General features: G+C 44.4%; 19 protein-coding genes, 1 tRNA gene and 1 riboswitch. Of the genes, 7 read left to right on the top strand and 13 right to left on the bottom strand.

Features of this window, described 5'->3' with window-relative positions; genetic code table 11:
* Positions 1 to 137: 137 nt before the first annotated feature.
* The 3 genes from ASD24_RS21420 to ASD24_RS21410 all read right to left on the bottom strand — a co-directional run bounded on the left by ASD24_RS21420 (position 138) and on the right by ASD24_RS21410 (position 6445).
* Positions 138 to 2207 (bottom strand): acyltransferase family protein, encoded by a 2070-nt coding sequence (locus ASD24_RS21420; protein ID WP_056700355.1) that lies wholly within the window; start codon positions 2205 to 2207, stop codon positions 138 to 140.
* Positions 2208 to 2885: 678 nt separating this feature from the next.
* A complete protein-coding gene (locus tag ASD24_RS21415; RefSeq protein ID WP_056700353.1) occupies positions 2886 to 3539 on the bottom strand; it encodes an HAD hydrolase-like protein in 654 nt (217 codons plus the stop codon).
* Positions 3540 to 3745: 206 nt separating this feature from the next.
* Positions 3746 to 6445 (bottom strand): adenosylcobalamin-dependent ribonucleoside-diphosphate reductase, encoded by a 2700-nt coding sequence (locus ASD24_RS21410; RefSeq protein ID WP_056701124.1) that lies wholly within the window; start codon positions 6443 to 6445, stop codon positions 3746 to 3748.
* A 334-nt stretch (positions 6446 to 6779) separates the two neighbouring features.
* Here ASD24_RS21410 and ASD24_RS21405 point away from each other — a divergent pair, with 334 nt between their 5' ends.
* The 3 genes from ASD24_RS21405 to ASD24_RS21395 all read left to right on the top strand — a co-directional run bounded on the left by ASD24_RS21405 (position 6780) and on the right by ASD24_RS21395 (position 10923).
* Complete coding sequence (locus tag ASD24_RS21405; RefSeq protein ID WP_056700351.1) at positions 6780 to 8540, top strand: DEAD/DEAH box helicase; 1761 nt, start codon at positions 6780 to 6782, stop codon at positions 8538 to 8540.
* A 3-nt stretch (positions 8541 to 8543) separates the two neighbouring features.
* On the top strand, positions 8544 to 9740 hold the full coding sequence (locus ASD24_RS21400; protein ID WP_056700348.1) for a YqhG family protein: 1197 nt from the start codon (positions 8544 to 8546) through the stop codon (positions 9738 to 9740).
* Positions 9741 to 9921: 181 nt separating this feature from the next.
* Positions 9922 to 10923: a hypothetical protein gene (locus ASD24_RS21395; RefSeq protein WP_056700345.1), complete on the top strand. Its 1002-nt coding sequence runs from the start codon at positions 9922 to 9924 to the stop codon at positions 10921 to 10923.
* Positions 10924 to 11053: 130 nt separating this feature from the next.
* On the opposite strand, the gene ASD24_RS21390 is transcribed toward ASD24_RS21395, so the two are convergent.
* Complete coding sequence (locus ASD24_RS21390) at positions 11054 to 11269, bottom strand: YqzE family protein (protein WP_056700343.1); 216 nt, start codon at positions 11267 to 11269, stop codon at positions 11054 to 11056.
* A gap of 191 nt (positions 11270 to 11460) precedes the next feature.
* Here ASD24_RS21390 and ASD24_RS21385 point away from each other — a divergent pair, with 191 nt between their 5' ends.
* Positions 11461 to 12237: an N-acetylmuramoyl-L-alanine amidase family protein gene (locus ASD24_RS21385; RefSeq protein WP_056700341.1), complete on the top strand. Its 777-nt coding sequence runs from the start codon at positions 11461 to 11463 to the stop codon at positions 12235 to 12237.
* Here ASD24_RS21385 and ASD24_RS21380 read toward each other — a convergent pair.
* A complete protein-coding gene (locus ASD24_RS21380) occupies positions 12212 to 13135 on the bottom strand; it encodes a divergent polysaccharide deacetylase family protein (protein ID WP_235540742.1) in 924 nt (307 codons plus the stop codon). The genes ASD24_RS21385 and ASD24_RS21380 overlap by 26 nt on opposite strands.
* 337 nt (positions 13136 to 13472) lie before the next feature.
* Between ASD24_RS21380 and ASD24_RS21375 the strand changes: the two genes are divergently transcribed.
* Positions 13473 to 15158, top strand: a complete 1686-nt coding sequence (locus tag ASD24_RS21375) for a carbohydrate-binding protein (RefSeq protein WP_056700339.1) — start codon at positions 13473 to 13475, stop codon at positions 15156 to 15158.
* A 151-nt stretch (positions 15159 to 15309) separates the two neighbouring features.
* Here the strand turns inward: ASD24_RS21375 and ASD24_RS21370 are convergent.
* Together ASD24_RS21370 and pelA are read right to left on the bottom strand one after the other, a co-directional pair.
* Positions 15310 to 15393, bottom strand: a tRNA-Leu gene (locus tag ASD24_RS21370).
* 190 nt (positions 15394 to 15583) lie between these two features.
* Positions 15584 to 16540, bottom strand: coding sequence for a pectate lyase (gene pelA, locus ASD24_RS21365; RefSeq protein WP_397338430.1), 957 nt, complete (start codon positions 16538 to 16540; stop codon positions 15584 to 15586).
* A gap of 444 nt (positions 16541 to 16984) precedes the next feature.
* Positions 16985 to 17116, top strand: a riboswitch (cyclic di-AMP (ydaO/yuaA leader).
* A gap of 5 nt (positions 17117 to 17121) precedes the next feature.
* Here pelA and ASD24_RS21360 point away from each other — a divergent pair.
* Positions 17122 to 17586: a C40 family peptidase gene (locus tag ASD24_RS21360; protein WP_056700338.1), complete on the top strand. Its 465-nt coding sequence runs from the start codon at positions 17122 to 17124 to the stop codon at positions 17584 to 17586.
* Between the two features lie 90 nt (positions 17587 to 17676).
* Here the strand turns inward: ASD24_RS21360 and ASD24_RS21355 are convergent, their stop codons facing one another.
* From ASD24_RS21355 to ASD24_RS21340, 4 genes are all read right to left on the bottom strand, one after another.
* On the bottom strand, positions 17677 to 18006 hold the full coding sequence (locus ASD24_RS21355) for a carboxymuconolactone decarboxylase family protein (protein WP_056700336.1): 330 nt from the start codon (positions 18004 to 18006) through the stop codon (positions 17677 to 17679).
* A 112-nt stretch (positions 18007 to 18118) separates the two neighbouring features.
* Complete coding sequence (locus tag ASD24_RS21350) at positions 18119 to 18337, bottom strand: hypothetical protein (RefSeq protein ID WP_056700334.1); 219 nt, start codon at positions 18335 to 18337, stop codon at positions 18119 to 18121.
* Positions 18338 to 18457: 120 nt separating this feature from the next.
* Entirely contained in the window at positions 18458 to 18787 is a 330-nt protein-coding gene (locus tag ASD24_RS21345; protein ID WP_024629266.1) for a hypothetical protein, read from the bottom strand.
* Between the two features lie 97 nt (positions 18788 to 18884).
* Positions 18885 to 19466 (bottom strand): xanthine phosphoribosyltransferase, encoded by a 582-nt coding sequence (locus ASD24_RS21340; RefSeq protein WP_056700332.1) that lies wholly within the window; start codon positions 19464 to 19466, stop codon positions 18885 to 18887.
* Positions 19467 to 19670: 204 nt separating this feature from the next.
* Between ASD24_RS21340 and ASD24_RS21335 the strand changes: the two genes are divergently transcribed.
* Positions 19671 to 20729, top strand: a complete 1059-nt coding sequence (locus ASD24_RS21335) for a YkvI family membrane protein (protein ID WP_056700330.1) — start codon at positions 19671 to 19673, stop codon at positions 20727 to 20729.
* Positions 20730 to 20833: 104 nt separating this feature from the next.
* Here the strand turns inward: ASD24_RS21335 and ASD24_RS21330 are convergent, their stop codons facing one another.
* Together ASD24_RS21330 and ASD24_RS21325 are read right to left on the bottom strand one after the other, a co-directional pair.
* A complete protein-coding gene (locus ASD24_RS21330) occupies positions 20834 to 21418 on the bottom strand; it encodes a hypothetical protein (protein WP_056700328.1) in 585 nt (194 codons plus the stop codon).
* Positions 21419 to 21623: 205 nt separating this feature from the next.
* On the bottom strand, positions 21624 to 22760 hold the full coding sequence (locus ASD24_RS21325) for a glycosyltransferase family 4 protein (protein ID WP_056700326.1): 1137 nt from the start codon (positions 22758 to 22760) through the stop codon (positions 21624 to 21626).
* Positions 22761 to 22869 lie beyond the last annotated feature (109 nt).

Raw genomic sequence — 22869 nt, 5'->3', positions numbered from 1 at the left:
TTGGTAAAAAAACAGCCCTCACTAGGAGGGCTGTTTCATGAACATTTTCGTTGATATGTTAGCAAATAATGTTCAATACATAATGAATTGAATAAGTGCTTAATAAGGTTGAAGCAGAATCGGCTCATTCAAGCCATTTATTTGATACTATTTTTCACGAGCGCAGCAAAAGCTTCTGAACCTTCAGCCGTGAGATGCACGCCATCTTTTTCAAAATAAGCATCCTGACCTTCGCTCGCAGCGTTCCAATCAATGAGTGAGACATTGCTATACTCTGTAGCTGCCTCGTTCAATGCTTTATTAACTGTCCGTTCCCAAGGTCTAGGCACGCGTACCGTAACTAGATACACATGTTCCTCATCCTTCAAAAATTCGAGAACCGATTTTAAATTTTTGGAATTAAATGACCCGTTGGTACCTAGTTCCAATATAACCTTACTGCCCATCTGATTGTTCTTTTTCAATTCACTTAATACATCCGCAGCCTGCCACATCTGACGACCAACATGCCCATCTACGTGCACGCCTGCCATCGTCTGTTCCAGATAAGGCTTGGCGTCGAGAATGACTGAATCCCCGATGATTGTATAGCGGATTTTCTCGTCTGTAGCTGGTGAATTGGTTTCCCCTTTAGGCTCATCCGATGTGTGATCAGATTCCTCTGGTGACTGGGCAGCCTGATCGATAGAATCTTCCGTACCCTCTCCGGATTCTCCACTGTTATCTTGCTGTTCCGTAGGTGTCTCTTTACCTCCATCCGTTGCTTGCTCCTCAGGCTTGGAGAAGGAATCTGGCGGATTGGCAGGTGGGTCATTCTTACCTGAATGATCATCTGATCCTGCAACCGGCTTATCGGTCTTCTCATCTTGCTTATTACCTGGGTCTGATGGAGCGACCGTTGCGGGCACAACATCTTGTCCCTTCTCTTCCGTGACCGAATGATCACTGTTCAGCGTAGTTGACATGGACTCCGAATGGGAATCTGAATTCGCTTCAGAGACAATCACCATCTGTGACACCGTTACAATCATCAGGAGCATGGAGAGAACGAGAGCCGAACGTTTCCACCACATGTGGGAAACTCCATGCCGATGACCTCGCCCCCACATCCTGGATAACGTGTTACGGAATCCATTATAACGAATGGGGTTCTCAATATATTTAAGTGATAGTGATGCCAGAACAACCGTTGCCAGTACCTGTAGAATGATTCGCACCGGGTGTGCTCCACCCGTATCTACAGTTGGGCTCGTCAGTACGATCACCGGATAATGCCACAGATACATCCCATATGAACGTTCACCAATCCAACGTAGTGGTTTAGCACCAATGATCCGTGCCAAGAACGACGAAGGATGCGCAAGTACAGCAACTAGTATCGTCGTTGCAATAGCTTGGATTACCATGCCGCCCTGATATAACGAAGAATCGTATTCACTGGAGTTCAGCATCATATAGATTAACAGTAATAGAGCAGCTATACCTGCTGCATCCATGCCCAATCGATTACCATTGGCAAGTGACGAAGACAACTTCCGGCTAGGCCAGACTACGGCTAGCGCAGCACCCGCTAGTAGTGCAAATGCACGGGTATCTGTTCCGTAATAGACCCTGCTTGGATCCAGATCCGGGTTGTACATAATTGCCATTGCACCTGCTGATAATTCAGCCATGATCACAATAAAGACAACTAGCCATCCCTTACGTTTGAATAAAACAATTGCCGCGACCATCAATAAAGGCCACACGATGTAGAACTGCTCTTCTACAGCTAGCGACCAGAAATGGCCAAATGGGGACGGTGGACCAAAGCTTTCGAAATAGGATACATGATGAAAGATATACCACCAATTGCTTATGTATAACACCCCTGCGACAATGTCACCACGAAGAGCGGCCAACCGGGAAGGATCGGTGCAGAGCAACCAGATCATAACAACTGCTGTCATCGTTAACATGCCAGGTAACAGTCTTCTCACCCGTCTTACCCAGAAGTCACCGAGTAAAATTCGGCCATGTTCCTTCCATTGTGTCAGGAGAATGTCTGTGATCAAGTAACCCGATAGTACGAAGAATATGCCCACACCGAGCAATCCACCAGGGATAAAATCTAAATTCAAATGATACGCAATTACGCCAAGCACCGCGATGGCTCGTAAACCATCCAATCCGTTCATGTGGCGCTTGCTACTCAAAGATTGTGACATATGCTGTGCCCCTCCTTACTCATGCATGTTGACATCTTCGTTGTCTGGGGCAATTTGAAGCTCGCAGTGGTACTGGTTCTCGTTGTCTTTAACATACGTATTGCACCTTTCATCTTTCATTTCCACATTAAAGAAGACGTGTAACATATCTTCTGCGTTGCATCTATAGCATTAATATTATTAATCCACGACGTGGATAACATAGTCAGATTCATCTGATCGCACCATGCGTTTATATCACAGTATACGCTCGATCAATTCGGCAGAATTTACAAGAACAGTTACAACAGTTTAAAACGATGTAACTTTATCTTCCAAGCTTCTATAGCTGTAAAATCATACTCTATATTTATAGCTTAATACAGTGCTTTTCATCGAATGGAGAATATTACCTTACATTGTCAAATGAGAGATTCCTCATATTTTACGGTTAAGAAACATGTAATCCATGGAAAAAGGCTGCCGACTTACTCAGCAGCCACTAACCATTATAAACCTATCCTTTGCCGGATTGAAAGTTTTGCTCATAAATGCATCTCGAAGCCTAGGACTCAAGCGCCGAAAAGGGTAAATTTTACAAGCGTTTACTAGATAAGAGCTTTATAGGCTAGGCTCCTTGACAATCTCGAACTGGCATTTCCACAATTCCATCACGCTATATACTTCATTGATTCTAATCTATGCGATATCGATCTCGGTTCTTAATTCTATTAAGCTATTAATCACACGATCGGCCTGTGCTAACTCATCCGGCTGAGCAAAATCGAAATTACACCCAATAGACCTCAACCCATTTTCCTTGGCTGCTCGGATATCGGACAACCGATCGCCAATGACCAACCCTTGAGTGATCTTATACTTCTGCATAATGGTTCGTACCAGATCAGTCTTATTCTGCGATTCTATCTGTTGTATGCTAAAGGTTTCCGTAACCCATTCATGCAAGTGGTAATAATTAACGATGGATTCTAAGTATTCAATCTGCCCGTTACTGGCTATGTATATCGGTATTTCTCTGTCTTTGCACAACTGAAAGAACTCTTCCACACCAGGATACAGCGCCCCTTTACCTGTACTAATATGTTCGATTAATCTCGCATGGAACCATTCATTCGCTTGATTTCTAATGGAGTCAGAATGACCGGGTAATAAAGTTTCCCAAACGACCGGCAGTGGAACCCCCATAATCTCACGGTACTTTTCTATAGGTGTACCTTCATTCCATAACCCTTGTGACCTTAGGTGCTCAAATGTGTCATGTAGTGAAGATTCCAATATTTTATCCGTCTGAAACAACGTTCCATCCATATCAAAAATTAAGGATAACATCAAAAACCCCTCCTAATTAACGTCCTATCTCATTTTACATTGGCAAAAACAATACCCTAACACATGCGTATCACATGTATTTCTCATCATACGCTTTACCAACAAAAAAACAAACGATTAGTCAATGAATTCAGAAAATTCCACTAATCGTTTGCATGAGATTTAAAGGATTAAGCGGTTTAGTTCGGATTAATTCGGACTCAACTATTTTAACTACATTTACTGTATCCGCAATTGTTGCATGTCTTGCATCCTTCCAGATTGATCAGGGTTGCTGAACCACACGAAGGACATAAATCCCTCGATTCAGCAGTAGAAGCACGCCCCATTCCTCCTGTTGATTCATGCGTAGCAGCATGGTTCGTGTCCTTGATCAAATCTTCTCTCCATGCCTCTGCATTACCTGCATCTGTATGGATGGAATCCGAATGATTGTGATTTACGCTTAATTTCGGCTCGTTCTCTATACTTTGGTTCTGTACATGACTTTCCAAAGCTTTGGCAACTGCATCTGCAATGGATTCGACTCGATTCACACCAAAGCCAATGGCTCCTGAACCTCCAATGCCCTTCAAGTGCTTAATGAGCAGTTCCACTTTATGCCCATGGTCACCGTACCGCAGGAACAGAGAGCAGACCCGTCCAAGAGCCTCTGCCATGGCAAATACATCTGAACCCGCTTTACCTACATTCAGGAAAATTTCGGCTGGAATGCCGTCTAAGTCATTGATCGTAATATAAGCCATTCCAAATGGCGTATTAATTTTGTAAGTGGCTCCACGCAGCACCTGAGGACGGCTTCTGTACTGTTTATCTAGCACTTTTGCAGAGGTGGCTGCTACATCCGATCCAGCTACTGCCTCTGATCCTGCTTCTACTTCTGACGTAGATTCTTGTTTATTTAATACCTTTTCTTGTATTTCGTGTGTTTCTTGTACTTTTGCCCCTTCTTGTCCTTCTTCCTTTACCTCTTCCTTCTTCGAAGTGGATAACACCTGCACATCTCTACTGCCATCTCGGTAGATCGTTACCCCTTTGCATCCCAGATCATAGGCAAGCTCATAGAGTTGCGCAGTATCTTCGACCGTAAAATCGGCTGGACAGTTGGCTGTTTTGGATATAGAGCTATCCACCCACTGCTGAATGGCCGCTTGCACGCGAATATGATTCTCAGCGGATAAATCCATCGCGGTTACAAAGTACGCTGGAAGTGACTCATTTGGATGGGCATCCAGCCACTCCTGTGCGATCGGTACAAACTGTTCATCATAACCAAGCCGGCTCTGACGGAAATACTTAAAAGCAAAATAGGGTTCAATACCTGTTGATGTACCCACCATCGTTCCTGTACTTCCAGTCGGAGCCTGAGTGATTAGGGTGACATTACGAATGCCCTGTTTCCGTATAGCCTCCCCCACTTCCGGATACGTCGCAACCATATTTTTCATAAAACCGCTCTGTAGGTATGGCTCTGCTTCAAAAGCAGGGAACGAGCCCTTCTCAGCCGCGATCTCCGCCGATGCCAGATAGGCTTCCTTCGCAATGAAACCATACAGCTTATCTAAAAATTCCAGCGACTCCGGGCTGCCATATCGAATGCGAAGTTTGATCATCAGCTCTGCGAGTCCCATCGTACCAAGCCCCACCCGACGTTCATGCTGCTGGTTCTGTCTATTCTCTTCAAAATGATACGGCGTTGCATCAATTACATTATCCAAAAATCTCGCCGAAACACGTGTCGTCTCCGCCAGTTCTCCCCAAGCTACATCATCTGCATCTGCGTCATAGAATTTGGATAAATTGATTGCTGACAGATTACACACACCCCACCCTGGCAAACCCTGTTCGCCACATGGATTGGTACAGATAATCGGGTTGAAATACCAGCTGTTCGACATTTGATTATAATACTCCATAAATACAACGCCTGGCTCTGCAGATTTCCAAGCAGATTCAATAATGGTACGCCAGATGTCCCGCGCTTTAACCGTACGATAAGGAATGACCGAGCGACCAGCTTCTCTCCATTGCTGAAGATCTCCGCTCCACTCGTTATCATAATTGGGGTCAGTTGTATCTGGAAAAACGAGCTCCCAGTCACCGTCCTGTTTAACGGCTTCCATAAATCCATTACTTACACATACGGATAGGTTCGCATTCGTGACCTGACCCATCGTTTGTTTCACCGTAATAAAATCAAGCACGTCAGGGTGCCAATCGTTCATCATCAGCATTAAGGCGCCTCGCCGGCTTCCTCCTTGTTCAATCAGTCCGGTAGTATAACTGAACAAGCCACCCCAAGACACGGACCCGCTCGATGACCCATTAACCCCTTTAACAACGGCTCGGCGAGGTCGTAAGGAAGACAAATTAATCCCCACGCCACCTCCGCGTGCCATAATCTCAGTCATTTCAGTCAACGTTTTCATAATGCCACCGCGGCTATCCTGGGGCGAAGGGATAACATAACAATTAAACAGCGTGAGTTCATCACTTGCACCAGCACCCGCAGCAATCCGACCTCCTGGTACGAGCTTCCAATCGTCTAAGACCGAACGGAATCGAGATTCCCATGTCGTTCGTTGTTCAGGGGTGGATTCAACGGAGGCCATCGCTTTAGCCAGGCGATCCCACATCTCTTCAGGTGTCTTTTCTATATTAAGCGTTAGCTTTTCTACATCCGTCTTGACGATCTCTCCGCTTCGGGTTCTCACTTGAACCAGCTGACCCTCACGTTCTATAATCTCCCCAACTTCCTTCGTGGGAAATTTAGGGTCATCCTTTGTTAATACCAATACAACATCCCCGACCTTTGCATGATTCGAATCTGCGTTCTTCCAGGCATATCGGTCTAGAAATATTTTCTCGCTTAGTCCCTCTAACTTGTGTGATCGTTTGTTCGTTTTCATCGCCACGCTCAGCCTCCCCGGAATAACGGTAACGGTTCAATTTTGCTCTACGATTAAATTATGACTAAACACCACATATAGTGATTATATTCAAGTATATTACACCATATATTGATTTTCCATGTGATTTATATCATAGCCGTTCCTCGCATTCATGAATACTCGGACAAGCTTCCTCAATCACACTCAGACGTATGAATACGAACTCTGTGAACTTTTTGGGAAAATACAGCCGTGCATATAGAATTCTGAATCTGGTTATGAACTGTCTCTCATTCGTCCATACTATTACCTACGAATAAACGTCATCTCGAATGGCATGGGAGGTAGCAGCATGAACCGGAAAAATCCGCTCCACAACAAACAGACTATATCCGAAATGCCGGTACCACTGGAGTTTGATCGAAGCTGGCTTACCCAGCTTGAATCCCGTTTGGATAAAGGGGGACCTTGGGGAGATTATCGACTCTTTCAATTAGGTATTCAGGCCGAAGAGACGAATCTAATTCCGAATTTTGACGAAATCCAATGTTTGAAGCATTTGCAAGGTCTGACCCCACTCCCTCACCAGATGGACACGGCGCGAAAAGTGTTATTTGAAATGTCTGGCCGAGCCATTCTCGCCGACGAAGTGGGACTGGGTAAAACGATTGAAGCCGGCCTTATCCTCAAAGAATATATGGTTCGTGGTCTTGTATCCAAAGTGCTTATCCTTGTTCCTGCCTCACTTGTACTGCAATGGGTACGAGAGCTGAATTCGAAATTCGGCATTCCTGCCGTTGCTCAGAAGAAAGCATACTCCTGGCAAAACGAAGTTGTTGTTGCTTCCATGGACACTGCCAAGCGTGATCCGCACAAAGACATGTTACTGAATATCGATTATGACATGATTATTATCGATGAAGCTCATAAGCTCAAAAATAAGAAAACAACAAACTATCAATTCATGCTTAAATTGCGCAAAAAATACTGTCTTTTGCTTACAGCGACACCCGTGCAGAATGACATGAGTGAACTGTTTAATCTGATTAACCTGCTCAAGCCGGGTCAGCTTGGGCGTCAGGGTGATTTTGCAGCCAACTTCGTCGTGGATAAGCGCGTTCCGAAAAACCAAGAACAGCTTAAGGATGAATTGTCCAAAGTCATGATCCGTAACAGACGCGGCGAAGGGCCTGTTCAGTTCACCAAGCGGAATGTCTCCAACGTCAATCTACAATTATCACCCGAAGAACAGGCTTTGTATGACGGTGTGACCTCATTTGTGAAGGATCAGTATCAGGAAGCTGGTGGCAATCTGAGCAGCATGCTCTCACTCGTTACATTACAACGAGAAGTATGTAGCAGTAGGGATGCTGTATTCGTAACACTCGTCAACCTGTCGAAGAAGCTCCCACTCGACTCCCCTCTTCGGGACAAAATCTGGGAACTGGTTGCTCATATCAAAGCGATTAAGGAAAATACCAAAGCTGAGAAAACGATGGAACTGATTCGCAATATGAATGAGAAAGTAATCATTTTCACCGAATACCGGGCAACGCAGGAGTATCTCCTTAATTATTTTCGCAATAACGGACTTACTGCTGTACCCTACCGAGGCGGCATGAACCGAGGGAAAAAGGATTGGATGATGGATCTGTTCCGTGGACGAGTTCAGGCCATGATTGCAACCGAAGCCGGCGGTGAAGGCATTAACCTACAATTCTGCCACCATATGATTAACTTCGACCTGCCTTGGAATCCCATGCGGGTGGAGCAACGAATCGGACGGGTACACCGGTTGGGACAGCAGAATGACGTTAATATCTTCAATCTATCCACGACAGGCACCATAGAAGAGCATATTCTGCATCTACTGCATGAGAAAATTAACATGTTTGAGATGGTGATCGGTGGACTAGATGTGATTCTAGAGCGGCTTGAGAAGAAGGAATCCATCGAGAAAAGCTTAACCAAAATTTTGCTAGAATCTCAAAATGAAGAGGATCTACGGCTCAAGATGGACTCACTAGGACAATCACTGAACTCCATCCAACGCGAGGTCGCAGATGAAGTACCACTGATTACCAAGCTCGATCTTCGGAAAGAAGGAGGCTAACCTATGACCATGTCACCCCACGAGATTCAGGCTTATGTACTTACCTATCTTGAAGCCTTGGATTGTCAGATCATAGAACGTTCTCCCGCCCATGTGACGGTTAAACTCTCGCCCGAGGCTGATAAAGCGCTGACGAATCGACCGTACTATTGGGGATTTGTGGAGCGCACTGGCGCACCAGCAGAAACCATGTCATTTACTTTTGTATTTGATCCGGAAGCTTATAAGCTAGCCACTGAGGCAGCGGAAGCCACAGCATCACAGGCGAATTCTTCGGTTGGATCTGGTGCAGCCAGTGGCGGAACCAATACCAGCACCCCTGGTACTGAACCAGCAAAAGAAACCATTCTGGGTCGTTACTTTGGCATAACTCCGTCTTTACCGCAATTAGGACCAGGACGGATTTTGCGTGAAGACGTCGTTTATGGCAGCCGCCGACTTCAGCAAATTTTTGATGCCGCACGTGAGGGCGGGGCTTTTGTTAATCTGTTCGAACAAGCGGCCAAACGACAATTGCGAGCGACAGCGCCGGCCGTCTATGAACCTTGGCTTGGCGTTTGTTTCAAGGTGGAATTCGCCTGTGATCTCAAACGGGAGGAACTTCACTTTCTCGGCATCTCTCTTCGTTCCGGTGAGATTATTGAACAATTCGGGGCGAAGCTTAACCGGCGCGATCTTAGCCCACGATTGGCAGAGAATATGCATGCGCAGGCAGCCAAAATTTCATTATCTACTGCCGGAGCAGCGTTAGAGTCCCATCTCACGAACCGTCTGCTTCAGCTTGATTACGGCTGGGCAGAACAAGCCAAAGAACGGCTTGCACTAGAGCTTGACGTTGTAGATACGTACTATGAAGCCGTATTGCGCGAGGATATGCCTGAGGTAGAAACTACGAGCATAACTGACTCTAACATTCAACATGCCTCTTCCACACCCGAGCCCTCCCCTCTACGAACGAATGTACCGACCGATGATGTGGGGACAAATAATCGTATTCGTGAGGATGTAGAGATGGCAGCAGAGCCAGCCATTCCGTTAGAAACTGAGGCACATTCGGAGCGAGAAAAAGCCAAACAGGCGGTTATTGATCGTGAGGCGATGAAACTGCAATATGAGACACGCCGAACTGAAATGATCTGGCAATATGAACCCAAAGTGAAGGTTACTGCTATTAGCAGCGGCATGTTTCACTTAAGATAGACGAAGACACTACTTTTCCTGCAAATGCTGGCAAAAGTAGTGTTTATTCATAATCAGTTGCCCGACAGGTTACAGCAACCTTTGCATAACTCGTCCCCTAGAATGAATATTAGCGTCGCATACGCAACCAATACTCGTAGATACGTTTCATTCACCGTATCTCGAAGAAGAAGGTGTTTATTTGGAACGAAACGCTACGCAACGGATCCTACTACAGCGAATAACCTTGATCACTCTAACTGTACTCAGTTGTGCAGCCTTATCTACTTTCTGGTCGATTGCAAGTGCCGAAGATCGAAGCACTCCTCCGCTTGCTCCCATGTCATTAACTCATCTCGAAGACAGCACGGCTCCCCAACATGACAAGCTAGCGCCTATTGCTGTACAGCAGTTTGCTCATCAGCATGCTCTTGCGCTTGGTTCAGTAGATGGGGAGTCCAACTGGAAGAAGGCTGAACTCAGCTTTACTCCACTTGGCCCAGGTACACATAGTTGGCTCGTGCAGGCTACTTTTGAAGAGAAATTAATTGGATATATGATTATTACTGCAACAGATCAGGGACATTTGAAGCTTAGCGAATACGGTTTAGGAGAACAGTCACCCTATGATCGCGAGCTGTTAAGCCATGCGTTAGAACGCCAACACCTCAACCTTACGATGATACATGCCGATGGAGGAAAGCTCGGGCTTCGTTATGCTCTTCCTCTACTCGCTTACTGGAAGGTAGAACGACCGAACCAAGAAGCTCTTTACATCGATGCCACCAATGGTGACCTTTTACCCTCAGAGACTTTGAGACAGATCGAGACGACTTCCAAACCAATGGTAATGATAGATACCTATGCTTCCGCGACCTCATCCTGGCTTATCGATTCTGTTCATATGCGACCTACCTTTAACCCGATGGACAACCTGTTATGGATCACCTCCAAACCAGTGAAGCTCACCCGTGTACAAGACTGGACTCAGCTTCATAAGGAGCTTGGAATTGTTTATTCCGCGAATAATCGAAATATTTTTTACGGTGGCCCTTTACCCATTAGTGGTTATCAATTGTGGCATAACAAGGCTCAATCACAATCAGTCTTCTATGTAGCGATTGGTGGACATACTTCCACGCAACGATTCGTACCATTGGATACTCTATTGGAAGACGGGCAATTCTATGTCGCTAACCCCTGAAATGATAGATTAAGAGTTTCCATGCAAAAATAGACGCCTTTTCCTGACCATACAGGAAGTGCGTCTATTTTGCATACAGACCTCGTTTTTTCGTTGATCGATCTTCAGTAAGGTAATCGCTTCCGTCCATCTATTCCTTGTCTGAAGAGCTTTTCCTCGAGTTCGATTCCACAGATCTCCCCTTCTTGCCAACCCACAGCGACACGCCAAACGGAATCATGCCAAACCATTTCATGGACCATGGTTCCTTCTGTTTGGTACGCCCTTTCCGCTCATCCTTCGGAGTATCAATATAATGCACCACACGTTGTGTTATATATTTTACCAACTCATCACTTTTGGCCATACCCTCTGCCTCCCTAGCTCCATCACTTGACGAAGCTTACGATAGTTCTAGTGTGTGCAAGAAGTGTTCTCGTTAAACATTTTTGTGGGCAACGTGCATGAAAATCTGCAGAATGCACAGTCTAATGCCAAAGGTATCCATCGAATCCCTAATATGCACCAAAGACCAATATCATGAAGGAGTGAATGTCCATGTATAAGCTGCTGGTTGCTTCGACCACTTTGCTAGTTAGCTTGTTATGTCTTCCGATTCTTCCACTTGTTCAGGGACAGTCAGCCCAACAAGTCGGATCTGTTACCCCCATCCAAGCTAGCCCCTCAACGAACAGTCCATCCATGTTACCAATAACCGACGGTGAAGCCTATCGCTCCAGCCATCATGCCTTCGCAGCTCCCGTAATCCTAATTGATGTAGGTCATGGAGGAGTCGATGGAGGAACGTCAGCACAAGGTGTGCTGGAGAAGGACATTAACCTCGCTATAAGTCAAAAGGTTTATCTTCTGTTGCGTAGCAAAGGATATGCTGTCATTATCAACCGACTTGGTGATTATGCGCTCAGCGATGATAACCGCTGGCTTAACAGCCGCTCACGGCATCGCAGAGATTTAGCACAGCGCAAAAGCCTCAGCGAAGAAGTCAGTACGGATATCGTTGTCAGTATCCATGCCAATTGGAGTTCAAGAGCTGCAACACACGGTCCGGTGGTACTGCACCAAAAAGAAGGTAGAAGCTACCTCTTAGCACAATCGATTCAAGATGCCATGAATGACTTATATGGAACTAAACGGCAAGTCGTTTGGGGTAAACCCTTTTACCTGTTGAATTATGTGAAACATCCTGCCGTCATTGTTGAAACCGGATTTTTGAGTAATGCAACAGACCGAGCCAAAATAAGTGATCCCGCCGAGCAAAAGCGCATTGCTGAATCCATCGCAAACGGCATTATTTATTACCTGTCGGTAGTGTAGGCGCAATATGCCAATCCCACACCTCTCGCACCAGATCACCAATGCCCACAAATTCAATCTGTCCCTGTAGTTGGGTGACGGTTTCACGAAGAACAGCAGATGTGTTAAGCCCGGTGTGACCGACATGACCGATGACTACACAGCTTTTTTTATCCACGGCACGCTTAGCGGCCAGTTCCATTTGCTTGCGAATGTGCGGCTTAGAGTTCTGGTCGTCTAAGAAGATGTCATTACCGACAGGTGGCATATTTTTGGACGCGGCCAGTTCACCTACTACCGAGCGAAAATTGGTTCGACTGTCTACAAAAAAGAGACCTCGCTCACGGCATACGTCCAACACAATCGACATGATCCGTTTGTCCGAAGTAATCTTAGAACCCATATGATTGTTCATGCCAATGGCATACGGGACATCATCAATTGCTTTTCCCACCCGTTCACGGACTTCCTCATCAGTTAGATTGGACGTAATAGCTCCTGGCCCCAGCCACTCCGGTTTTCCTTTCTTCGGCTCCATGGGCATGTGTACAATCACATCCATTCCCTTCTCATGTGCCGCAGCGGCATCTTTTTGAGTTGTTGGCAAAAAGGGCATGACCGCAACGGTCAGTTTGACTGGCATCGCCAAGATTTCTGCTGTCCCCTTCATGTCATTACCTACATCATCAATGATGATTGCCATACGGTTATGAGGGATTACGGATTGTTCAGGTTGAGATGCAACATGCATCCGATCATGATTCGACAGTGCGTTAGCATACCCTGTATCCGCTTCTCTTGTCACCTGAGATGCCACCGTTATCTCTCCACCTGCCATACATCCTACGTTAATAAGTAGTAAAAGAACGAAGAACCCCGCTAACCTTGTATACAGCTTGCTTCTCACTTTGTTATCCATGTTGATTCCCTCCCTTAGATCTGTGTTCTCATTGTTTGATATTGTAGGGAGTTCTATGTAAGAAACGGTCTGAGTTAACTAAAGGAAAATTTGTAACTACTGAATAGGGATAATAAATGTCATGGATTCCCGATAATTTGAGATAAATTAGTAAAAGACCTGAAATTTGTCAGGTATTCAGTTCAACAATATTTTATTAAAATAAACAAAAGAAAGAATAAATTGATTTTCTTTCCTTTTATTTTCGAAAGGAGGTTATGTAAGGGCTTACAACTAAATCTGTGTAAAATTAAGATTTCATCGGTTTAACAGTTCCAGGATAACCATTTCGAGGAGGATGATCGCAGTGAAATTTAAATTCAAAAAAACCTTTAACGTTTTACTCGCCTGCTTAACGGCTCTGCCACTGATGTTAACACCCACACAAGCTTCGGCAGCAAGTGATGCTACCATTAATTTATCCTCGGAGAAGCAGCTCATCAAAGGCTTCGGAGGAATTAATCACCCGGTTTGGATCGGTGACTTGACGCCAGCTCAACGTGATACAGCCTTTGGCAACGGGCAAAACCAGTTAGGCTTCTCCATCTTAAGGATCAGTGTCGATCCTAATCGAAGTAACTGGTCTAGGGAAGTAGATACAGCCAAAAGAGCGATTGAACAAGGAGCTCTAGTGTTCGCCTCCCCATGGAATCCTCCAAGTGACATGGTCGAGACCTTCAACCGGAATGGCGATACGAATGCTAAACGTCTGAGATATGACAAATATGCTGCTTACGCTCAGCACCTGAATGACTTCGTTACGTACATGAAAGATAACGGCGTAAACTTGTATGCCATTTCCGTTCAAAATGAACCGGATTACGCTCATGATTGGACCTGGTGGACACCACAGGAGATCCTTCGTTTCATGAAAGAAAATGCAGGATCGATCCAGAACACCAAAGTGATGGCGCCTGAATCCTTCCAATACCTGAAAAACATATCTGACCCGATCCTCAATGATCCACAAGCGCTCGCGAATATGGACATTCTAGGTGCACACTTGTACGGTACTCAAGTCAATAATTTTGCCTACCCACTCTTCAAGCAAAAAGGTGCAGGCAAAGAACTGTGGATGACCGAAGTTTATTATCCAAACAGTGATAGCAATTCTGCAGACCGCTGGCCAGAAGCGTTGGAGGTTTCCCATCACATGCACAATGCAATGGTAGAAGGTGACTTTCAGGCTTATGTATGGTGGTATATCCGTAGACAGTATGGACCAATGAAAGAGGATGGTACGATCAGCAAACGTGGTTATAATATGGCTCAATTCTCCAAGTTCGTACGTCCAGGCTATCTGCGAGTGGATGCAACGAAAAACCCGGATACCAATACGTTTGTGTCTGCGTACAAAGGAGATAACAAGGTTGTCGTTGTCGCAATTAACAAAGGAACTTCTGCGACCAGTCAGCGATTCGTCCTGCAAAATGGTAATGCCTCTACTGTATCCTCATGGGTAACGGATAGCAGCCGTAACCTAGCAAGTGGAGCACCGATCAATGTGTCTAACGGCGCATTTACTGCACAGCTTCCTGCTCAAAGTGTAACCACATTTGTAGCGGATATCACTGGGCCAGGTAGTGGTAACACAAGTGGCACAACGTATGAAGCTGAAACAGGAACTACCTTAACTGATGCTGTAGTTGAGACAATCTACCCAGGTTACACGGGCTCGGGGTATGTTAATTTCAATGCACTAACGAACTCTGCCATTCAATGGAATAATATTAACAATGCGACAAGTGGTACCAAAAACGTAAAGTTTCGTTATGCATTAGAGAGTGGCACGCGTAACCTCGATGTGTACGTTAACGGAAACAAAGTGATCAGCAATACCCCTTTTTCAGCAACAGGAAGCTGGTCGACATGGGGCGAGAAAACCATTCAGGTACCCATGAATTCAGGAACGAATACCATTAGAGTTGTAACAACAGGTACAGAGGGGCCTAATATCGATAACATTACAGTTACAGCATCATAATACGTGTAGTAATTTAATTGGCAAAAAATTGCCCATTCTGTGATTGGTCGTTATATCCGAAAATGGATGGACAAGCTGTGAGATCCCCCATATGAGTTCAAAAAAAGGTTCCCCGTTAGACTAAAGTCTAACAGGGAACCTTTTCATTCGATGCGGTCGAGAGGACTCGAACCTCCACGGGGGTTAGCCCACACGGACCTGAACCGTGCGCGTCTGCCAATTCCGCCACGACCGCATATGTATATCTCCGTGATATATATGTATCTCGGCGACAAAAAATAATATATCACGCAAGCATTTACATGTCAATATAGAAATGCTCAGGAATAAACCCAATCCAGATAGTCACTTCCGGATCGGGCTTCATGTTTAGGAGCTGGCATAGGGTCTGGCATGATTGGTACCAGTTTAGAATCTAAATTAAGTTACAGCTTGGATGGCCAGTTACCATACCATGCATAACCGCCTCTTCTTTCTTTGTCAATATCGCTCAATTTGTATTTCACGATGCCGTCACGACCGATAAAAATGGGTTTATCCGTTCCAACTTCATAGAAACGAGCCCAGATTGGTGCAGCTTTGGAATCAGCAATGATTTTGCTATCGCCGTTCGCTCTTTCATATCTGTAACCGGTGATCTTCACTTTGTTAAACCAAGCTTCGGCTCCCTTGATGGATGCTGTAATCTTGGCGTTGGAAGGTCTTGTTTTCAGGAATTTAACAATCGTTACACTCTCTCCAGCTGTTAATGATGGTACTTCATAGATTCTTGCACCTGCAGGCTTAAGTGTGCTTGAATCATGCTGTTGTCCCCATGCTGTGAGCTTGCCACCTGAAACCACCTGTGTATTCAGAATCGCATCTACACCTTTAGCAACCGCATTTTTACTACGATTGGCAAGGTTGCTGTCGATAAAGGAGAAGTCACCTTTTCGCGTCGCTACCTCATCCAGCATGTACATTACATTAATCATCGCATCATCATTATAAGTAATATGTTTGTGATAACCAGAACTTTGATAAACTTGAGGCCATCCACCATTGGAATATTGCATATTCAGCAAAAAGTTAATCCCTTTGATCGCGGCAGCAGAATAACGTGGGTCGTTTGTCTTTTTAAATTCTTTGGCTAGTCTTCTAATTTCTGAGTATGTAGCTTTATTGTCGATCGTAGATTTCGCCCACTCACCAGTGGATTGCTTATATTCTTTTCTCCAGCCACCATCGGCTCGTTGATTCTTCAAAATATCGGATATGCTTGCTGTTGTTCCCGAAGCATCCGCAGCAGATACAGTGCTAACCGGTTGAATGACCATACCTACCGCAGAAAATACCATTGAAAATGCTAGAACTAATGTAACTAACTTTGTTTTTGTATTCAAAATGATCACACACTCCCCGTTATTATTGAAATCATCCAATTCTTCATTCCACTTACTTCCACCCTCTAATTACACGTCTCTCCATCAACTCCTTTATTTGAATTAAATTATAACGACTATATTTTTATCCAATATGTGGATTGGATAGAACGATCTTATGCAAAAAAAATAACTTTGTCAATTAATGCAACATCTTGTAACATTCCGCGATTATTGTATCTATCAGAATAGTTCAAACTGCACATGACAAACCTTGAGTGATATACACTCCAGTTTGGATTTGAATCACATATTACTTTTTTGTAATTAGTTGCGCTGTCATTTCGTGTTTATTCTTCATAAAAATCAATAGTTCCGTTAACATTGGGCGATAAAGAAGGTATTAAGATGGGTTTGACATTTACGCATATATGCAATATAGTTTCAAAAGGTTACAAAAACTTAATTATTCATTTGCCGAGTTTCATGTTTGAAAACGGGGGAACCATTTTGGGTGAATTATTCTTATACATAGGAAATATAGGGAACCTTCTACCGAACCCTTAGCTAACTCCGTAGGCAACGAAGGGAGAACATTGATTTTGAAAAAACTTATCATCTCCATTTTTGGAGCAGCAGTACTATTTACTTCAGGTGCAACAAGTACAGAGGCAAGCACAATCAACACAGTCGTTAATAACATGGCAGGTATTCCTTACAAATGGGGCGGTACGACTATGGCCGGCTTCGATTGTTCTGGATTTATGAGATATCTTTTTGATAAATATAGCATCGATTTACCACGAACTTCCCAGCAGCAAGCAAAAGCAGGAACTGCTGTATCCAAAGCGAACCTTCGCACAGGCGATCTCGTATTCTTCAATACAATGGGTAAAGGTGTTTCACACGCAGGTGTTTACATCGGTGACGGCCAATTCGCACATGCTTCAAGCAGTAAAGGTGTCAGCATCACTAAATTGTCTAATCCTTACTTCAAAGACCGTTATGTTACGGCTCGCCGAGTTACTGGACAGTTTATGTATAATAAAATGATTGGAAAAATATAATGTAACTTCGATGTACATAAATAAGGACCTATTCCCGTAGCATTTGCCAAGGAATAAGTCCTTATTTTTATTTGTATAGCTCCATTCTACTTAGTGGAGCGCCTTCTGTACGCGCATTGCACCCTGAGATAGTGCATGACCGCCGCCTACGGCACCCGCAACAGCAACGGTCTCCATGATCTCCTGATCGGTAGCGCCTTTCGCACGAGCTTCCTCCACGTGATAGAAGGTACACACTTCGTTATTCGCAAATAAGCCAATGCCCAAGGCAATTAATTGTTTCGTTTTGGCATCAATGGCTCCTGGCTGAAAGCATTCTCCCGTAAACTCATGGTAAGACTTCACCACTCCCGGTAACACATCGCTCAACTCACCAATCTGATCTTTATACGCATGAACCTTTTCATTCATCAATGTCATATCATTGCACGCCCTCTCGGAGATAGTTCCACATCCTTCACTGTAACTATCCTTTCTCCTGAGCGAATCGATTATGCCTATGGCATGATGGTAAATCCCGTTAGCTCATTTCCTACTCGCTAAGTGGACTCTGGCGCGGCTCGCTAAACAACTGATAGCGATAACTACGATCGAGCTTAACCACACGCCGATTCTGCCGACGAATGAGCACCTGCTCTCCATCCCAAGCAACAACAATTCCTGTTACATCATTGGACTCAAGCTCGTCCCTTACTACTCTAACCTTTTCACCTGACAAACGCAGGGCATCCAGCTCTGTATCACTAATCATGTCTATGGCTCCTATGTTCCAAATTAATTTACAAAAAGAGACCTAAATGACAACTCATTTAGGTCTCACGTGACTGTATTGGACTGTCATGTCATACGAAACGTATGTCCCGACTGAAATTTACCGCTGCGCGTGCTCTTTGCTGTCATTCTTCTCAAACCAAAAATCAAGCACTTTGGCGGACATCACACGTTCTTCAAGGTACTCCACTTGATGCGGTGTAAATTGCTCTTTCCAAGAGAAGGACAACTCTTCACACAAGCCTACAATCGTCAGAAGTTCTGACCAGGCAACATAGCGTTTGTACCAGAAAAATTGAGGATGTTCAATCATATAGGGATAAAGGTCATCGAATTCCGTATGTTTACAATCCAGGGCACGTTCAAAATGAACTTTCGATTCCGCCAGCTTATCAATAAAAAATTGTTCTGTTGCCGGTTGGTTCCCCATGGTGTTGCCTCCTCTCCCTAACATAACCCCATTATAAATGAATTCTGCGGTCATGCAAAGGCATTGTTCAAAAAATAGGCCCTTTTCCTTTAAAATGTCACATTTCGTTATCGTCAAACTGAATGCTTCCATCGTTCAGGGAACGAATACGTACCAAGGCTTCAACAGGGATTCCCTGTTCACGGATGGTTCGTGCTCCTGCTTGAAAACATTTTTCTACGACTACACCGAAGCCAACTAATTCAGCGCCAGAGCGTTCAATAATTTTGATAACCCCACGAGCTGCATCTCCATTAGCAATAATATCGTCTATGAACAAAATACGATCATGCTCATGAATATATTCGCGAGATACCATAATATCGGTCACAATTCCTTTCGTAAACGATGGTACACGTTCACAGTAGGCATCAGGATCAGCCAGTAGCGTTTTTTTGCGTCGAGCGAATACAAGGGGGACTCCTAGCTCATGTGCAACAGCAAAAGCTACCGGAATGCCAGAAGACTCCACCGTGATAACACGTGTTACACCACTTTCACGAAAACGTGAGGCAAACTCACGTCCCATTTCCATTGTCAAACCAGGGTCAATCTGATGATTCAGCAGTCCATCCAATTTAAGCACCTGATCGGAGATGACTACTCCTTCTTCTAAAATACGTTGTTTCAACACTTCCATGATTTGACCTCCCAAGCCTATCCTATGACGTAAAAGTATCATAGATATGACTGTCAATTCAAGCGAAATCAGCTTTATTGCTACTTAGCCTTACAATCGATGCTCAAAGAATGAGCTCATTGTCATGAGTTTCCAGGGTCAAGCATACCTTGTACCATGGCACCCGCATGTCCAAACTATTCAGGGGCCTGAGAGGGGAAACGCATGAAACAGGCATTTCGGGTGCTGCAGATCGCATTTACATACATTGGAACGGTGGTAGGTGCCGGCTTTGCAACAGGTCAGGAGATCCTGCAGTTTTTTACCCAGTATGGCAAATGGGCAACGCTCACCATCGGCCTATCCACCATACTTTTTGTCTGGCTAGGCACCAAAATGATGCTCATTGCACACGATACAGGCTCCCGCTCCTACGAAGATCTTAATAAGCATTTATTTGGCTACAAAGCAGGCAGATGGATCACTTGGATCACCCTTCTCATTCTCATTGGAGTGAACAGTGTCATGTTGGCTGGAGCAGGCTCCGTCTTTGTTGAACATCTCGGCTTGCATTACCAGACCGGCCTACTCGTTACACTTGTCGGTACTTACCTCCTTCTGGGACGAGGTATCCGAGCCATTATGCAAATGAATAGTATCGTTGTGCCGATGATGCTGCTGCTCTCGCTGCTTATGATTACCAGCACACTCCATCAACCTGGGGCTTCTAGATTTATCACGTTAACAACCGATAAAAGTCTGATACAGGTATGGCTATCTCCACTCTTATACACTTCATTTAATCTGGTATTAGCCCAAGCTGTACTCGTACCTTTAGGAAACCAGATTCAAAGTCGAAACATGCTGAAGTGGGGCGGCGTACTAGGAGGATTTGGAGTAGGCTTTATGCTGCTCGCAGCTCATTTTGCTATGTCTGCACAGATGCCGGGAATAACACAATTTGAAATTCCGATGGGCAGCATTGCCTTTCAGCTTGGTTGGATCGTTCAGTCCGTTTATGTATCCCTGATTTTCATGGAAATATTCAGCACCTTTGTAGCAGACATTTATGGTATGACGCTGCAGGTTAGACAAAACATTCGTGTACATCCGCGGGTCATTATGCTGGTTATTATGTTGTTGTGTTACTCCCTTAGTCAATTTGGCTTCAGCTCTCTATTATCTATTCTTTACCCCATTTTCGGATGTTTGGCACTCTTCTGGGCTTTTAAATTAATTATGGATCGTTGGGGCAGTTTCCGAGGGACAAAAGAAAAATACTAGTCCCTTTGTGGCAACTTGAGCTGAATAGACCGACTCTAGGATAATTCATTTATTATAAGAGTCGGTTTTTATTTTATTTTTTTCGATCCTTCAGTTTTAAAAGATCAATTCAGCGTCATCGCTGTATTATGAAAAACATTCACAAGCTCATCCGAGGGCTCTGCGTTTAACTTAAAATAATGAACATACTCTTCTCGATCTACTTGATAGCTTACCTTCACGTACAGATCTGTATAAATCTCCAATGTCTCACGATCCACCTTCGATGGATCTAACAAGAACGCCCTAAATAGGGATGCCCCTGTACTTGTGCCATCTGGTGCAATTGTTGGTAGGTTATCAAAGAGGACATTTGATTCGAAAATGTTGGTTGTACCTATTTTACTCAGCATTTGTGGATGAAGATGAAAGCTCATTTGCAGCTGTTCCATCTCCACTTTGGGTTCTTCAATGAACATTTCGTAAATGATATACTCCACATTTTCCTTATTACGATAGTTAATCGTAGCTGTAATGTTGAAATGATCGTTCACCACATCAGTTAAAAATACTTCAGGCTGATACGCAATCTTACTTTCCATATCACTTAATTCCTTGGACTGTCCACGATGATTCGGATCAGTACAACCAGCAATGAGAAGCATTATTATGGTCGTACAGGCTATAAGAGGTTTAGCCAACATCTTCAAACTTCCTTCCTCCCTTTCCTTCGAATTGAACACTTCAATTCAGTAAGTATCTAATTTGTAGTACACATTCGCATCTATCTGTTTAATACACGCTATTAATGACTACTATTTAGAACTTAACCATAAAGTCAGAAAATAAAAAACACAGCATAACTGCTTATGTATCAGCAATTATGTTGTGTTCTTCTAAGATATCGTTATTTTATTAGGTTAAAGAGGGTTTAGCGAATTGCAAATACAATTTTTTTAGTTCATTGACTGATCTACCTAGAGAATAATGCGTCTTCGCCTTCTCACATGCTGAGCGTGCAAGCTCATAACGATAAGCTGGGTCGACCATCACCTTCTCTAAAGCTTCTGCAAGCGCAGACGGGTCCTCAGAAGGAACCAACAGTCCGTTACTACCATTCTCAATCTGTTCAGGGATTCCTCCAACATCTGTACCAACCAACGCTAGACAGCTCAGTGCAGCCTCTGCAAAGACAGATCCGAAGGCCTCCGCACGTGAAGGAAGTACAAAAATATCAAAGAACGGCATAAATTCCTCAGGATGCAGCGTGTAACCATAAAATATCGTTTCGTTATATATCCCAAGGCGCTGTGCCAACTCCTCCAGATCAGGGCGAATTGGTCCATCTCCGATAATATGAAGAACGTAATCTAGTCCTCGATCCTTAAGTTCCGCGCATGCCTTGAACAGAATATCCAGACCTTTGGCCGGTACAAGGCGACATACGGTAACTAACTGTGGGATGGCATTGTCATGTGCAATCGGTTTAAACCTTTTTTCATCGAATCCATTGGGTATAATGCCGATGATATCCGGTTGTTGAACATAAGCACCCAAATAACCACGGAACGAGTCAGACACAGTTAACAACCGCTCTGCCTGATGCTCCAGCTCACGGTAAATCGCCACCAGGAATTGATGTTCCAATCCATCGGGCTCGATCCGGCCATTCAGAATCAACTCTCGCTCATAACTGGAGTGAATCGTTTGAATGAGAGGGGTGTCTGGGAAAACCTTTTTCATCGCAAGACCGGCAATTGGATGATGTGCGTGGATGAGATCATACGGCTTCTGGATTCGTAATTTAGTCCACCATAAGTAATCACGATACGTTTGCATATATTTCTGAACAATCGGACTGTCCTGATACAGTGTCCAATCGAACGTCTCAAAAGCAATATCTTCTTTACCTTTGTTGCGGATACGTTTGGGTAGCGAGAACAGATCCATCTCCCATCGTGGAGTTGTGAACCTCTCTTGCATATACGGTATCATAGAGGATACACCTCCGGGCTGCTCCGGAGGAAAGAATAGCGCCTGCAGCAATTTCACCGTTAGTTTCCCCCTTTCTTGCTTCGATCTTATAAGTACATCTTCAATTATGATATATTAGAACGTATGTTTCAGTAAAGCAATAACTGCACATTTCCTCTCCATTCTT

This window comes from Paenibacillus sp. Root52 (genome assembly GCF_001426865.1).
Taxonomy (GTDB): Bacteria; Bacillota; Bacilli; order Paenibacillales; family Paenibacillaceae; genus Paenibacillus.
This window is presented reverse-complemented; position numbering and strand designations above follow the sequence as displayed.